The 13,902-nt window shown below is 75.9% G+C and carries 13 protein-coding genes; 8 read left to right on the top strand and 5 right to left on the bottom strand.

Annotated features, from left to right (window positions below):
• Window positions 1-74: 74 nt before the first annotated feature.
• Window positions 75-719 (top strand): chaplin, encoded by a 645-nt coding sequence (locus ACZ7LB_RS17520; RefSeq protein ID WP_471469072.1) that lies wholly within the window; start codon window positions 75-77, stop codon window positions 717-719.
• 106 nt (window positions 720-825) lie between these two features.
• On the opposite strand, the gene ACZ7LB_RS17515 is transcribed toward ACZ7LB_RS17520, so the two are convergent.
• Window positions 826-1,014 carry a DUF5703 family protein gene (locus tag ACZ7LB_RS17515; RefSeq protein ID WP_161226438.1) on the bottom strand — a complete coding sequence of 63 codons (189 nt, stop codon included), beginning with the start codon at window positions 1,012-1,014 and terminating at the stop codon, window positions 826-828.
• Window positions 1,015-1,061: 47 nt separating this feature from the next.
• Here ACZ7LB_RS17515 and ACZ7LB_RS17510 point away from each other — a divergent pair, with 47 nt between their 5' ends.
• Entirely contained in the window at window positions 1,062-1,820 is a 759-nt protein-coding gene (locus ACZ7LB_RS17510) for a hypothetical protein (RefSeq protein ID WP_471469070.1), read from the top strand.
• Window positions 1,821-2,075: 255 nt separating this feature from the next.
• Here ACZ7LB_RS17510 and ACZ7LB_RS17505 read toward each other — a convergent pair whose 3' ends face one another.
• Window positions 2,076-4,664 carry a helix-hairpin-helix domain-containing protein gene (locus tag ACZ7LB_RS17505; RefSeq protein ID WP_471469068.1) on the bottom strand — a complete coding sequence of 863 codons (2,589 nt, stop codon included), beginning with the start codon at window positions 4,662-4,664 and terminating at the stop codon, window positions 2,076-2,078.
• Window positions 4,661-5,647 (bottom strand): aldo/keto reductase, encoded by a 987-nt coding sequence (locus ACZ7LB_RS17500; protein WP_471469066.1) that lies wholly within the window; start codon window positions 5,645-5,647, stop codon window positions 4,661-4,663. Before ACZ7LB_RS17500 ends, ACZ7LB_RS17505 begins: the two co-directional genes overlap by 4 nt.
• Window positions 5,648-5,760: 113 nt before the next feature.
• Here ACZ7LB_RS17500 and ACZ7LB_RS17495 point away from each other — a divergent pair, with 113 nt between their 5' ends.
• The gene (locus ACZ7LB_RS17495) at window positions 5,761-6,816 is read left to right on the top strand and encodes an LLM class F420-dependent oxidoreductase (protein WP_471469064.1); all 1,056 of its coding nucleotides are present in this window, start codon (window positions 5,761-5,763) and stop codon (window positions 6,814-6,816) included.
• A 269-nt stretch (window positions 6,817-7,085) separates the two neighbouring features.
• Window positions 7,086-7,877 carry a ferritin-like domain-containing protein gene (locus ACZ7LB_RS17490; protein WP_471469062.1) on the top strand — a complete coding sequence of 264 codons (792 nt, stop codon included), beginning with the start codon at window positions 7,086-7,088 and terminating at the stop codon, window positions 7,875-7,877.
• Between the two features lie 197 nt (window positions 7,878-8,074).
• Here ACZ7LB_RS17490 and ACZ7LB_RS17485 read toward each other — a convergent pair whose 3' ends face one another.
• Window positions 8,075-9,070 (bottom strand): magnesium and cobalt transport protein CorA, encoded by a 996-nt coding sequence (locus tag ACZ7LB_RS17485; RefSeq protein ID WP_471469060.1) that lies wholly within the window; start codon window positions 9,068-9,070, stop codon window positions 8,075-8,077.
• A gap of 61 nt (window positions 9,071-9,131) precedes the next feature.
• Between ACZ7LB_RS17485 and ACZ7LB_RS17480 the strand changes: the two genes are divergently transcribed.
• The 4 genes from ACZ7LB_RS17480 (at window position 9,132) to mshC (ending at window position 12,661) form a co-directional block, all read left to right on the top strand.
• Window positions 9,132-9,818 carry a histidine phosphatase family protein gene (locus ACZ7LB_RS17480; protein WP_471469058.1) on the top strand — a complete coding sequence of 229 codons (687 nt, stop codon included), beginning with the start codon at window positions 9,132-9,134 and terminating at the stop codon, window positions 9,816-9,818.
• Window positions 9,819-9,902: 84 nt separating this feature from the next.
• Window positions 9,903-10,493 carry a DUF3090 domain-containing protein gene (locus tag ACZ7LB_RS17475; RefSeq protein WP_161226453.1) on the top strand — a complete coding sequence of 197 codons (591 nt, stop codon included), beginning with the start codon at window positions 9,903-9,905 and terminating at the stop codon, window positions 10,491-10,493.
• Complete coding sequence (locus ACZ7LB_RS17470) at window positions 10,457-11,290, top strand: SCO1664 family protein (RefSeq protein ID WP_471469056.1); 834 nt, start codon at window positions 10,457-10,459, stop codon at window positions 11,288-11,290. Before ACZ7LB_RS17475 ends, ACZ7LB_RS17470 begins: the two co-directional genes overlap by 37 nt.
• Window positions 11,291-11,431: 141 nt before the next feature.
• Entirely contained in the window at window positions 11,432-12,661 is a 1,230-nt protein-coding gene (gene mshC, locus ACZ7LB_RS17465; protein ID WP_471469054.1) for a cysteine--1-D-myo-inosityl 2-amino-2-deoxy-alpha-D-glucopyranoside ligase, read from the top strand.
• Window positions 12,662-12,730: 69 nt separating this feature from the next.
• Here mshC and ACZ7LB_RS17460 read toward each other — a convergent pair whose 3' ends face one another.
• Entirely contained in the window at window positions 12,731-13,717 is a 987-nt protein-coding gene (locus ACZ7LB_RS17460) for a PAC2 family protein (protein WP_471469052.1), read from the bottom strand.
• Window positions 13,718-13,902 lie beyond the last annotated feature (185 nt).

Genomic DNA, 13,902 nt, shown 5'->3' with positions numbered 1-13,902 from the left:
CGGTACCGCGGGCCCCACTCGGTACTTCGGATCCCCGGCCCTCAGAGGCCCGGGGCAAGGCAGGGAATCAGTACATGCGACAGGCAACCCGCAAGGGTCTGATGACGGTGGCGGCCGCCACCGGCGTGATCGCCGCGGCGAGCGGCGCGGCCCACGCCGACTCGGGTGCGCACGGCGCGAGCGCCGGATCGCCCGGCGTGGTGTCCGGCAACACCGTGCAGGCCCCGGTGCACGTCCCGGTGAACGTCTGCGGCAACACGGTCGACGCCGTCGGCGCCCTCAACCCCGCGATGGGCAACTCCTGTGTCAACCGGGGCGGTGGTGGCGCGCACGCCGAGGGGCACGCCTCGGACTCGCCCGGCGTCGGCTCCGGCAACAACGTCCAGGTGCCGGTCGACGTGCCGGTGAACGTCTGCGGCAACAGCGTCAACGTCGTCGGCCTGCTCAACCCGGCCCTCGGCAACAACTGCGAGAACGGCGGGGGCCACGAGGCGCCGCCCGTCGAGCCGGAGCCCGAGAAGCCCGTCACCCCGAGCACCCCCGGCACCGACGCGCCCCCCGCCCCCGGGACCCCCGAGCGGCCCGCCCCCGGGCCCCAGGAGCCGGTCAACCTCGCGGAGACCGGCAACGGGATCCCGCTGGGCCTCTCCGTCCCGCTGGGCGCCGGTGTGCTGCTCACCGGTGTCGTGCTCTACCGCAGGGCGCGCGCCGGGGTGTGATGCCGGTCACCGGCCGCCGCCGCGGCGCCGGACCGGCGTGAGGCATCTCACCACACGCGGAAGCGGGCCCCGCACCGGCGGGGCCCGCTCCTTGTCCGTCGACCGCTCACCAGGTGGCGCGCACCTGGCGGATGATCCGCCGCCGCAGCCGCACCTTCCGGCTGCCGTCGCGCAGCAGGGTCAGTCGGTACAACTCCCAGTGTCCGTACTCGGCATGGTCCGTCAGCAGTCGCGTCGTCTCCTTGCGGGACACCCCGCGCGGCAGGCGCACGTCGACGAATTCGTATTCCGGCATCGCATCTATTGTGCGGGCCGGGGCCCGGTACGGATAGCGTCTGCACTATGTCTGATGCTGCGCAGCCCACCGCTGCCGAGGTACGCGCCGCCGCCGAGGCGGTGAAGACCGCGCTCGACCGCCACCTGGCCGCGGTCGAACGCCGCTCGGGGGAGGACGACCCGGCCGTCCACGAGGCGTTCAACCAGCTGGCCGCGGCCGCGGAGGCGTACGACGAGTTGCTCTACGACCACTACGACGAGGTGACCCCCTTCGAGATCCCCGGTGCGGACGACTCCCTGCCGCCGTACAGGGGCCCCGAGGAACCGCACGCGGTGAGCGTGCTGATCCGCCGTGACTACGCCGTGGCCGAGCCGCGGCGGCTGATGGCGCAGGCCCGCCGGGTCGAGGCGGCGGACGACGAGCGGGACGCGGACAGGGACGCGTCCGGCACCGTCCACGGAGCCCTGGGCATCCTGTTCGGCGAGTACGAGCCGGACGAGATCGCCTCCCGCCACACGGAGTTCGGCCTGGAGGAGGGCGACTCCACGCTGTGGGTGACGGCCGCCGACGAACTCGCCGAGCCCGGCGAGTGGTTGGAGGCCCCCTTCGACCACGTCGACGCCGAGGAGGTCGTCTGCCGCTTCGACGTCAGCGCCGTCTTCGACGACGAGGACGAGGACCTGGGCGGCGCGGACGACGACGAGGACGAAGAGGACGACGACGAGAGCGACGAGGACGACTACGACGAGGCTCCGGACGACGACGGCGCCGCCGGGCCGTCCGGGGACGGCACGGGACCGGCGCGGTCGCCCGCGGCCCGCTGAGGGGCGGGCGCGCGGACACCGGCCGGAGGACGGCGGCGGCTACGGAGGATCTTCCCTCCGTGGCCGCCGTTCTCGTTCCGGCGTCCGGTGCGGGTCCCCGGCCCAGGGTCCGGGTTCCGGTTCCGGGGCCCGCGCCCCGGCCGGGTCCCCGGCCGCTCGGCCACCGCGGGCCGTGCGCCGGAGAGTTCGGCGGGACCGCGGGGCGGGCGATCGGCGGGTCGGCGGATCAGGGGGAACCGGGGAGGAACCCGGGGGTCAGCCGTCCGTCGGGGCGTGCGGCGCGAGGAGGACCGGCAGCCGGGTCGTCCGGGGCGCGGCCGGGACCTCCGCCACGGCGCGGGGCAGGGCCTGCTCCACCCCGTGCACCACGGAGAGATGGCGCACGGCCCGGCCGAACGCCGTGTAGACCCAGGGGCGGCTGAGCGCCCCCGCCGCGTCCCCGGGCAGCACCACGACCACCGCGGGCCACCGGCCGCCGACCGCCTGGTGCGCGGTCAGCGCCCAGCCGTGCCGCACCGACCGCTCGACCCGCTCCCTCGGGACGACCACGCTCTCGCCGCCGCACGACAGCCGCAGCCCCTCCGCGTCGGCGCCCTCCACCCGGCCCGGCACCGTGCGGCCCGGGGCGGGGGAGTAGGCGACGAGGTCCCCCGGGTCGAAGCCGCCGAAGCGGCCGGGGCCGGGATTCAGCCGTTCCTTGAGCGCCGCGTTGAGGGCCCGGGTGCCCGCCGCGCCGCCGTGGCCCGGGGTGATCACCCGGGTCCGCCCGGCGGGCACCCCGATCGCGCGCGGCACCGAGTCCACGACGAGCTGCACCGCCCGGTGCACGGCCTCCCCGGCGTCCCGCACCGGCACGATCACGATCTCCTTGCCGGGTGCCTCCACCCGGCCCAGCTCCCCGGCGCCGATGCCGGAGACCAGCTCGCCCAGCGGCCCCGGGTCCGGCCGCCGGGAGGCGACGCGGGGGCAGAGGCCGGACGCCAGCAGGTCCGCGAAGACCCGGCCGGGCCCCGCCGAGCCGAGCACCGAGGGGTCACCGCTCAGGACCAGCCGCGCCCCGTCCGGCAGCGACTCCGCGAGCAGTGCGGCGGTCTCCACGTCCAGTTGCGGCGCGTCGGCCACCACGAGCAGGTCGAGGTCCAGCGCGCCGTCCGCGTCCCGCCCGGGGCCCTCGCTCCCGGCGAGCAGCCCGGCCACGGTGGTGACGGCGGGGGCGTCCCCGCCGGGGACGGGGGAGTCCGGCGCGGGCTCCCCGGGCACGGCGTCCGGGGATCCCGCGGGCTCCGCGCCCACGGCGGCGAGGGCGGCGAGGCGGTCGCGGCCGAGCGGGCCGTGCGCGGCGGCCCAGGCGCGCAGGCCCAGCGCGTGCGCCGCGCGGAGCAGGGCGGCGGGCTCGGCCAGGGACGCCTCGCCGCCGGTGTGCAGGACCAGCCCGTGGTCCGCGACCGCCCGGATCAGTTCGGCGGCGGAACCCCGCGCCGCGGCGGCCTCCCGCTCCCACTCGGGCGCCGCACCGTCCCGCTTCGGCGTGGAGGCGGCCAGCCGGGCCAGGGCGTCCGCGAGGCTCTCCTCCGCCAGCGCGTACCGCTCCAGCCCGACCAGGACCCGCACCGGGCGGTCCTCCCCGTCGGCCTGCTCCTCCCCGGCCGGGGCGCCCTCCGGGTGGCCGCCCGGTTCGTCCAGGGCGTCCTGGAAGACCAGGGCGTCGCCCTCGGCGAGCGCGCTCTGCACGGCGGCGTCCGGGTCCGGCACGCCCTGCTGGGCGAGCGCGGCCGTGAGCCGGGGCAGCTCCAGGGCGGTGTGGCCGCCGAGCGCCGCCCGCTCCAGCTGCCGGACGGTGAGGGCGCGGCCCCGCCGTTCGTCACCGGGGCCGCACTCCGCGCCGAGCAGGGACCGGGCGAAGCCGTCGGCCTGCTCGGGGCGCACCTCGGGGAGGCGGAGCAACTGCCAGGGGTCCTCGCGCAGCACGGGGCCCGCCGATTCGCCCAGCAGCGCGGCGGCCGCCGGCGCGAGCGCCTCGGGGGCACCGCCCTCGGCCAGCACTTCCCGCACCGCCCGTACCGTCTCCGGCGCGGGCCCGGCGGGGGCCTGGGGGACTCCGGCGGACGGCGGCGCCGGTGCCCGCCGGGCGGGCTCCCGGCGCGGCGCCGGGCGGCGCGGGGCCGGGGCCGGTCCGTCGAACCCGTCGGCCGGGGGCTTCGCGCCCTTCTCCACGGCCCGTACGGCGGCGAGGAGATCGGCCGCGGTGCCGCTCAGCTTGGCTCCGCTGGCGATCGGCTCCGTACGCTCCGCCCTGCGCCGCTCGATCCGCTCCCGCTCGACCCGCTGCGCGGCCAGCTCGGCCGTGGCCTCGGACACGGCGTCCTTGCCCCCGGCACCCTCGGCACCCTCACCCCCGGGGTTTCCGCCGTCCGCGCCACCGTCGCCCTCGGCGTCCGCGCCACTGCCGGAACCCGTGGCGCCCGCGCCCTCGGCCTCCCCGTCCGTCCCGTCATCCCGCGCCCCGCCGCCGGCACCGGTCCCGGCCTCCGCCCCGCCGCCGGAGCCCGCGCCGAGGTCCGCTCCGCCCTCCGCCCCGCCGCCGTCCGCCGCATCGCCCCGCGCCCCGCCGCCGGTACCGGGCCCGGAGCCCGCGGACGCGGGTGTGTCCCCGGCGTCCGGGACCCCCGCGCCCCCGTCCGCCTCCGCCTCCGGCGCTCCGGCGGCGGTCGCGCTCCCGTCCGCCCCGTCCGCGCCGCCGGTCCCCGCGGTTGCATCCGCCCCGTCCGTCCCGGCGGGCGCGTCGGCGGGGGCGGCGGGCCCCGTTCCCTCGGTGCTCCCCGTGGGGGCGGGCTCCGTGCTCACAGCGTGCTCCAGTCGTGATCGGGATAGCGGTGCACGGGCGCCGACACGTCGTCGAGGGCCCGGCAGATCTCGTCAGGAAGCGTAAGCGCCTCCACTGACAGCGCCGCCGTGAGCTGCCGCGCGTTGCGCGCCCCGACGACCGGCGCGACCACCCCGGGCCGGTCCCGGACCCACGCCAGCGCCACCTGCAACGGCGTCACCGCCAGCCCGTCCGCCGCCGTCGTCACCGCCTCCACGATGTGCCCGGCCGCGGTGTCGAGGTAGGGGGCGACGAACGGCGCCATGTGCTCCGACGCCCCGCGCGAGTCGGCGGGCGTCGCGTCCTTGCGGTACTTGCCCGTGAGCACCCCGCGCCCCAGCGGCGAGGAGGGGAGCAGCCCGATGCCCAGATCGAGCGCGGCGGGCAGCACCTCGCGCTCCACACCCCGCTGCAGCAGCGAGTACTCGGCCTGGGTGCTCGCCAGCCGGTTGCGCACCCCCGGGGCCGCGAGCTGCCAGGTGCCCGCCTTGGCCAGCTGCCAGCCGCAGAACCCGGCCACCCCCGCGTAGCGGGCGCGCCCGCTGCTGACCGCGAGGTCGAGGGCGTGCAGCGTCTCCTCCAGCGGGGTCTCCGGGTCGTAGGCGTGGACGTGCCACACGTCGACGTGGTCCGTGCCCAGGCGGGCGAGGGAGGCGTCCAGCGCGGAGAGCAGATGCCCGCGCGAGCCGTCGAAGCGGCGGTCGAAGTCGGCGACGCTGCCGGCCTTGGTCGAGATCACCAGATCCCGGCGCGGCACCAGTCCCTCCATGAGCCGCCCCAGGAGGTACTCGGCCTCTCCGTCGCCGTACACGTCGGCGGTGTCGACGAGGGACCCGCCCGCCTCCCAGAAGGTCTTCAGGAGGTCCGCCGCGTCGTGCTCGTCGGTGTCCCGGCCCCAGGTGAGGGTGCCCAGCCCGATGCGGGACACACGCAGCCCGGTGCGCCCCAGATGCCTCTGCTCCATGGACGCCGACACTACTGGCCGCGGCCCGCGCCGTGGGGACCTGTGGACAACCGGATCCCGCGCGCTAGGGTCGGGTCGTGTCGGACGTTACTGATCGGTAAGGGGTGTCGGCCATGAAGCTCGGGATCAGCCTCGGCTACTGGGGTGCCGGAATGGACGCGGACAACCTGGCCGTGGCCCGGGAGGCCGACCGGCTCGGCTACGCGGTCTGCTGGGCCTCGGAGGCGTACGGCTCCGACGCGGCCACCGTGCTCGCCTGGGTGGCCGCCCGGACCGAGCGCATCGACGTCGGTTCCGCCATCTTCCAGATCCCCGCCCGCCAGCCCGCCATGACCGCCATGACGGCCGCCACCCTCGACTCCCTGTCCGGCGGCCGGTTCCGCCTCGGCCTCGGGGTGTCCGGCCCGCAGGTCTCCGAGGGCTGGTACGGCGTCCGGTTCGACAAGCCGCTCGCCCGCACCCGCGAGTACGTCGAGATCGTCCGCCGGGCCATGACCCGCGAGCGCCTGTCCTTCGAGGGGGAGCACTGGACGCTGCCCCTGCCCGGCGGGCCCGGCAGGCCGATCAAGCTGACCGTGCACCCCGAGCGCCCGCACATCCCGCTCTACATCGCCGCCATCGGCCCCAGGAACCTGGAGCAGACCGGCGGGATCGCGGACGGCGCGCTGCTGGTCCTCTCCGCCGCCGAACACCTGGAGGAGACCGCGGTCCGGCATCTGCGCGCCGGACGCGAGGGGGCCGGGCTGACGCTCGACGGCTTCGACGTCTGCCCCACGCTGCCGCTCGCCCTCGGCGAGGACCGGGACGTCGCCGCGCTGGCCGACGTGTTCCGCCCGTACACCGCGCTCTACGTCGGCGGCATGGGCAGCCGCGAGCAGAACTTCTACAACCGGCTCGCCCGGCGCATGGGCTACGAGCGGGAGGCCGCCGAGATCCAGGACAGGTACCTGTCCGGGGACAAGGAGGGCGCCGCGGCCGCCGTACCGCACGAGCTGATCGACCGGACCACCCTGCTCGGCTCCGTCGGCCGGATCGCCGACCGGATGCGGGCCTACGCCGCCGCCGGGGTCACCACCCTGACCCTCGCCCCGGCCGGCTTCACCCAGGACGAGCGGATCGCCGCGCTCCGGGCCGGCGCCGAGGCCCTGGAGCGGGCCGGCCTCGGCTGAGCGGCACCCTCGGGTTCTCGCGGCCGTGGTGGGGGCTCGGGGGTCTTCCCCGCCACGGCCGACACCGGGAACAACGCGCCCGCGCCCGCCGGGTTACGGCCCTTTCCGGACGCCGTCCGTCCCCCGTACGGCCCAGTGGCCCGCCGCCCCTGTTGCCGCGCCCCCCGGCCCGCACTTGACTCGGTCTCCACGGAGCCCGCGTGAGCGGAGGCGTGCCGCGACCGGCGGACCGCCTCGCGGAGACCTGCGGAGGCGGAGAGGTGCCACGGATGCTTTCGGCCAAGAGTCTGTTCCAGGAGATCCTCGACCACGACGAGTCGTTCCGGCTGTTCTGCTCCATCGCGGCCGGCGGCGAGTCGCAGGGCGGCTGGGAGAACGGGCGGATCGCCGCCCTGGTCCCCGAGAGCGAGCGCGCCCTCGCGCCCAGGATCGCCCGGCACGGCGCGGACGAGGACAAGCACGGGCGGATCTTCAACGCCCTGCTCAACAAGCGCGGCCTCGGACCCGTCGTCGTACCGCCCGAGGCGGACTACACGATGCTGCTGGAGCAGCGGGGCATCGGCCTCTCGCACGACCGGCTCCGGGCCGACCGCCCCCTCACCGTGCGGGACGTGATCACCTACCTGGCGCACAGCAGGGTCACCGAGCAGCGCGCCGCCGAGCAGATGCGGATGCTCTGCCGGCACTTCTCGGACCACCCGGAGCTGGGCCGGGCGGTGCGGATGATCTCCGCCGACGAGGACAACCACCTCGCCTACTCCCACGAGGAACTGCTCCGCTTCGCCGCCGCCGGGCACGGCCGGTACGTCGAGCGCACGCTGCGGGCCTGCGCGTTCGCCGAGATCCGCGTCCACCGCGACGTCGGCCTCGCCGTGATGGCCCGGATGGGCCGCCTGCTGGGCTGGTCCCGGGTCCGCTCGGCGGTCCTCGCGGCCGGCATCCACGCCCGGTACGGCTACGAGCGGCTGTTCGGCTGGCGCCGGATGGTCACCCTGCGGATGCCCGAGCGCCGCGACGCGCTCGGTGGCCCGGCGCCCGCCGCGGCCACCGAGGTCGCCTGACGGCCCGCCCGGCCCGGGGCCGCGCGCCCGGACCGCACCCACCGGGACCCGGCGCCACGCGCCCGTGCCGCGCCCCGCCCCGCCCCGCGGCCCCCGGTCGCGCGCCCGCCGGGGCGAGTCCAGTACGGCGTGCGGCACGGAGGGAGCCGCACGCGCCCGTGCGCCCGCCCGGGCGACGGGTGCAGGACCCCGGCGGGTCACAGCCAGCCCCGCCCCTTGAACAGCCGGTAGAGCAGCACCTCCAGCCCGGCCATCACCAGGATCACCGCCGGGTACGCCCCCACCCACCGCAGCTCCGGCATGTGATCGAAGTTCATGCCGTAGATCCCCGCGATCATCGTGGGCACCGCGGCCATGGCCGCCCAGGCGGAGATCTTCCGCATGTCGTCGTTCTGCCGCACGCTCATCTGCGCCAGATGCGCCGACAGGATGTCCGAGACCAGCCGGTCCAGCGCCTCCACCGACTCGTTCACCCGCGTCAGGTGGTCGTTGACGTCCCGGAAGAACGGCCGCGCCCGGTCGTTGACGAACGGCACCCCGGAGCCGAAGGCCCCCGTCCCCGCCAGCCGGGCCAGCGGCGGCGCCAGCGGGCCGGTGGAACGGCGGAACTCCAGCACCTGCCGCTTGAAGGTGTAGATCCGCGAGGCGGTGCTGCGCGAGCCGCCCCCGTCCGGGGAGAACACCTCCGCCTCCAGCTCCTCCAGGTCGTTGTGCAGCTCCGACGCCACCGCCAGGTAGTGGTCGACCGTCGCGTCCGCGATGGCGTAGAGCACCGCTGTGGGCCCCTTGCCGAGCAGGTGCGGCTCGTGCTCCAGCCGCTGCCGCACCGCCCGCAGCGGGGAGCCCTCGCCGTGCCGGACGACGACCACGAAGCCGTCGCCCAGGAAGATCATGAGTTCCCCGCTGGAGACGACATCGCTCTCCGGCTCGTACACCACCGGCTTCAGCACCGCGAACAGCGAGTCCTCGTACACCTCCAGCTTCGGCCGCTGGTGGGCGTTGAGGGCGTCCTCCACGGCCAGCGGGTGCAGCGAGAACTCCTCGGTGACCAGCGCGAACTCCTCCTCGGTCGGCTCGTGCAGCCCCACCCACACGAAGCCGCCCGCGGCGCGGGCCGCGGCGAGCGCCTCGGAGAGGTCCGCGGGACCGTCCGTACGGCGCCCGTCCCGGTAGACGGCACAGTCGACGATCACCGAAACGCACTCTCCCTCACCCGGGCGCCCGCGCACCGCGCCGTACGCCTACTCTGGCCGCATGCCCACGCTGATCCTGGTCAGGCACGGACGTTCCACCGCCAACACCGAGGGACTGCTCGCCGGGTGGACACCCGGCGTCGCCCTCGACGAACGCGGCGCCGCACAGGCCGCCGCACTGCCCGGACGACTCGCGGCCCTGCCGCTGTCCGAGATCGTCGCCAGCCCGCTGCAACGCTGCCAGGAGACCATCCGGCCGCTGCTCGACGCCAGACCGGAGCTGGGCGCGCACACCGACGAACGCATCGGGGAGTGCCACTACGGCGACTGGACCGGCCGCAAACTCGCGGAACTCGGGGACGAACCGCTGATGGAGGTGGTCCAGGCGCACCCCTCGGCGGCGGCCTTCCCCGGCGGCGAGTCGATGCGCGCCATGCAGACCCGCGCCGCCGAGGCGGTGCGCGAGTGGAACGCGCGCGTGGAGCGCGACCACGGCCCCGACGCCGTGTACCTGATGTGCTCCCACGGCGACATCATCAAGTCCCTCGTCGCCGAGGCCCTCGGCCTGCACCTCGACCTCTTCCAGCGGATCGCCGTCGACCCCTGCTCCGTCACCGCCATCCGCTACACCCGGCTGCGGCCCTTCCTGGTGCGCCTCGGCGACACCGGCGACCTGGCGTCGCTGGCACCGCCCGAGCGGCCCGCCGGCGGTGACGCGGCGGTGGGGGGCGGTGCGGGCGCACCGTGATCGTCCGCCGCAGTAGGGTGAGGCGGTCGCAGCACTGCCCGTGACCGCGTTTTCCGTGCCCCCGACTTCCCATGGAGACAGGACGTGTCCCGTCAGGTGTTCCTCTACGACCAGCCGGAACGCTTCGTGGCCGGTACGGTCGGGCTGCCCGGACGCCGTACGTTCTTCCTCCAGGCGTCCGCGGGCACCCGGGTGACCAGCGTGGCCCTGGAGAAGACCCAGGTCGCCGCGCTCGCCGAGCGCATGGACGAACTCCTCGACGAGGTCGTGCGGCGCAGCGGGGGCAGCACCGTCGTCCCGGCCGTGGCCCCCACCGAGAACGCCGACACGGCCCCCCTGGACACCCCCGTGGAGGAGGAGTTCCGGGTCGGCACCATGGCGCTCGCCTGGGACGGCGAGGACCAGCGCATGATCGTCGAGGCGCAGGCCCTGGTCGAGCTGGACGCCGACTCCGAGGAGGACCTGGCGGAGGCCGAGGAACGCCTCCTCCAGGACGAGGAGAACGGCCCGCCCATGCTGCGGGTCAGGCTCACCGGCGCGCAGGCCCGGGCCTTCGCCAAGCGCGCCCTCGACGTCGTCAACGCCGGGCGGCCGCCGTGCCCGCTGTGCAGCCTCCCGCTCGACCCGGAAGGACACGTATGTCCGCGCCAGAACGGATACCGACGGGGAGCCTGACCCCCGCCGACCCGGCGGTCGCCGGCCTGCTCGCCCACGGCGAGCTGACGGTGCGCGGACGCATCGGGGAGGCATCCAACGCCGCCCTGTACTGCACCGTGGCGCACGAGGGCCGCGAGGCGCGCTGCGTCTACAAGCCGGTCGCCGGGGAGCGCCCCCTCTGGGACTTCCCCGACGGCACCCTCGCCCGCCGGGAGACGGCCGCCCACGCGGTCTCCGAGGCGACCGGCTGGGACCTGGTGCCGCCCACCGTGCTGCGCGACGGGCCGTACGGCGAGGGCATGGTGCAGCTCTGGATCGAGACCGTGCCCGGGGCCGAGCTGCTCGCCCTGGTGGAGGAGGGCGAGCCCGGCCCCGGCTGGAAGGCGATCGGACTCGCCGAGGTCGGCGAGGGGCGCACCGCGCTGCTCGTGCACGCCGACGACGAGCGGCTGCGGCGGCTCGCGGTCCTGGACGCCGTGATCAACAACGCCGACCGCAAGGGCGGGCACCTGCTCCCCGCCGCCGGGGACCGGCTGTACGGCATCGACCACGGGGTGACCTTCCACACCGAGGACAAGCTGCGCACCCTGCTCTGGGGCTGGGCCGGGGAGCCCCTCACCGAGGAGGCCGTGGCGGTCCTCGGCGGTCTGCGGGAGGCCCTGCGGGACGGCGCGCCGCTGGCCCTCCGCCTCGGGGAGCTGCTCGCCCCCGAGGAGACCGGTGCCGTACGGGCGCGGGTGGAGGCGCTGCTGGCCTCCGGCCGGCATCCGGAGCCCGGCGGCGAGTGGCCCGCGATCCCCTGGCCGCCCGTCTGAGCACCGTTCCCGTTCCCGGCGGACCGCGGCGGCGGCCCCAGGGGGCCCATGCACACACGGCCGCCGTGCGCAACAGTGCCGTCTCGGCCGTCCTGCCCGGCCGGTTCGTGCGCCGAACCGCGGTCCGGTTAGGCTCAGGACATGCATGCCTGGCCCGCTTCCGAGGTCCCCGCCCTGCCCGGTCAGGGCCGCGACCTGAGGATTCACGACACCGCGACCGGGGGCCCGGTGACCCTCGACCCCGGTCCCGTCGCCCGCGTCTACGTCTGCGGCATCACGCCGTACGACGCCACCCACATGGGACACGCGGCGACCTACAACGCGTTCGATCTCGTGCAGCGCGTATGGCTCGACACCAAGCGGCAGGTCCACTACGTCCAGAACGTGACCGACGTCGACGATCCGCTGCTGGAGCGGGCCGAGCGGGACGGCGTCGACTGGGTCGCCCTCGCCGAGCGGGAGACCGCCCTGTTCCGCGAGGACATGACGGCGCTGCGGATGCTGCCGCCCCGGGACTTCGTCGGCGCCGTCGAGGCGATACCCGCCATCGTCCCGCTGGTCGAGCGGCTGCGCGAGGCCGGTGCGGCCTACGAACTCGAGGGCGACATCTACTTCGCCGTCGAGTCCGACCCGCACTTCGGCGCCGTCTCCCACCTCGACGCCGCCGCGATGCGGCTGCTCTCCGCCGAGCGCGGCGGCGATCCGGAGCGGCCGGGCAAGAAGAACCCGGTCGACCCGATGCTGTGGATGGCCGCCCGCGAGGGCGAGCCGAGCTGGGACGGCGGCTCGCTGGGCCGCGGCCGGCCCGGCTGGCACATCGAGTGCGTGGCCATCGCCCTCGGCCACCTCGGCATGGGCTTCGACGTCCAGGGCGGCGGCTCCGACCTCGTCTTCCCGCACCACGAGATGGGCGCCTCGCACGCCCAGGTGCTCACCGGCGAGTTCCCCATGGCCAAGAGCTACGTGCACGCCGGGATGGTGGCCCTCGACGGCGAGAAGATGTCCAAGTCCCGGGGCAACCTGGTCTTCGTCTCGCGGCTGCGCCGCGACGGCGTCGACCCCGCCGCCATCCGGCTCGCCCTGCTGGCCCACCACTACCGCTCCGACTGGGAGTGGACCGACGAGGGGCTGCGGGAGGCCGTCGCGCGGCTGGACCGCTGGCGCGCCGCCGTCTCCCGCCCCGACGGGCCGTCCGCCGAGGCGCTCGTCGAGGAGATCCGCGAGGCCCTCGCCGACGACCTGGACTCCCCGTCCGCGCTGGCCGCGGTCGACCGCTGGGCCGCCCTCCAGACGGAGACCGGCGGCGACGACATCGGCGCCCCCGGCCTGGTCTCCCGTGCCGTCGACGCGCTGATGGGCGTCGCCCTGTAGGGGCGCCGGCCCCCGGAGCCGGGTGAGGGGCGCTTCCGCCGCGGAAGCGCCCCTCACCCGTCTCCGGCCCTACTCCTCCGGCGCGTCCTCGTCGTCCCCGCCCGCCTTCGGCGGCTTGGACGGCCGGGTCCGGCCGCCCGGGTTGTCCCGCAGGTACGGCGTGCCCGGCGGGGCCTCCCCGCCGTCGGCCGTGGCGTGCCCGCCCGGCCCGGTCCCGCCGTCCCGGCGCCGCAGGTACCGCTCGAACTCCCGGGCGATGGCGTCCCCGGAGGCCTCCGGCAGGTCCGCGGTGTCCCGCGCCTCCTCCAGCGACTGCACGTACTCCGCGACCTCGCTGTCCTCGGCGGCGAGCTGGTCCACCCCGACCTGCCAGGCGCGCGCGTCCTCGGGCAGCTCGCCCAGCGGGATGCGCACGTCGATCAGGTCCTCCAGGCGGTTCAGCAGGGCCAGCGTCGCCTTCGGGTTGGGCGGCTGCGACACGTAGTGCGGCACCGCGGCCCACAGCGACACGGCCGGCACGCCCGCGTGCGTGCACGCCTCCTGGAGGATGCCGACGATGCCCGTCGGGCCCTCGTACTTGGTCTCCTCCAGATTCATCCGGCGGGCCAGGTCGGCGTCGGAGGTGGTGCCGCTGATCGGCACCGGCCGGGTGTGCGGGGTGTCGCCCAGCAGCGCGCCGAGCACCACCACCAGCTCGATGCCCAGCTCATGGGCGAAGCCGAGCAGCTCGTTGCAGAACGAGCGCCAGCGCATGGACGGCTCGATGCCGCGGACCAGGACGAGGTCGCGCGGCTTGTCGCCGCCGACGCGGACCACCGAGAGCCTGGTCGTCGGCCAGGTGATCCGGCGGACGCCGCCGTCCATGAAGACCGTGGGGCGGTTGACCTGGAAGTCGTAGTAGTCCTCGGCGTCCAGCGCCGCGAACACCTCGCCCTTCCACTCCCGGTCCAGGTGCTCGACCGCGGTGGAGGCGGCGTCGCCGGCGTCGTTCCAGCCCTCGAACGCGGCCACCATGACCGGGTCGATCAGCTCGGGTACCCCCTCGAGCTCGATCACCCAGCGCCTCCTTCCGACGTGCCCTCGCGTACCCCTCAACCTTACGGCGTACCGAGGGACCGACCGCAGCCCCCTCGCACGGGGGAGTGAACGGAACACTGCCCCGATCCCGCCGGTCGAACACCCCGGCGAGCGGGGGGTTTCCGGCGCCGGGGGCGGGCGGGCACCGCCCGCTCCGGGCCCCG

The sequence above is a fragment of the Streptomyces sp. NPDC107521 genome, from assembly GCF_055598485.1.
The sequence above is the reverse complement of the archived record's forward strand: the minus strand, read 5'-3'. Positions and strand labels throughout refer to the sequence as shown.

Coding starts and splice junctions, on each gene's coding strand:
- ACZ7LB_RS17495 (WP_471469064.1), top strand. CDS start 5,761: ATGAAGCTCGGGATCAGCCTCGGCTACTGGGGTGCCGGAATGGACGCG.
- ACZ7LB_RS17490 (WP_471469062.1), top strand. CDS start 7,086: ATGCTTTCGGCCAAGAGTCTGTTCCAGGAGATCCTCGACCACGACGAG.
- ACZ7LB_RS17520 (WP_471469072.1), top strand. CDS start 75: ATGCGACAGGCAACCCGCAAGGGTCTGATGACGGTGGCGGCCGCCACC.
- ACZ7LB_RS17515 (WP_161226438.1), bottom strand. CDS start 1,014: ATGCCGGAATACGAATTCGTCGACGTGCGCCTGCCGCGCGGGGTGTCC.
- mshC (WP_471469054.1), top strand. CDS start 11,432: ATGCATGCCTGGCCCGCTTCCGAGGTCCCCGCCCTGCCCGGTCAGGGC.
- ACZ7LB_RS17470 (WP_471469056.1), top strand. CDS start 10,457: ATGTCCGCGCCAGAACGGATACCGACGGGGAGCCTGACCCCCGCCGAC.
- ACZ7LB_RS17510 (WP_471469070.1), top strand. CDS start 1,062: ATGTCTGATGCTGCGCAGCCCACCGCTGCCGAGGTACGCGCCGCCGCC.
- ACZ7LB_RS17480 (WP_471469058.1), top strand. CDS start 9,132: ATGCCCACGCTGATCCTGGTCAGGCACGGACGTTCCACCGCCAACACC.
- ACZ7LB_RS17500 (WP_471469066.1), bottom strand. CDS start 5,647: ATGGAGCAGAGGCATCTGGGGCGCACCGGGCTGCGTGTGTCCCGCATC.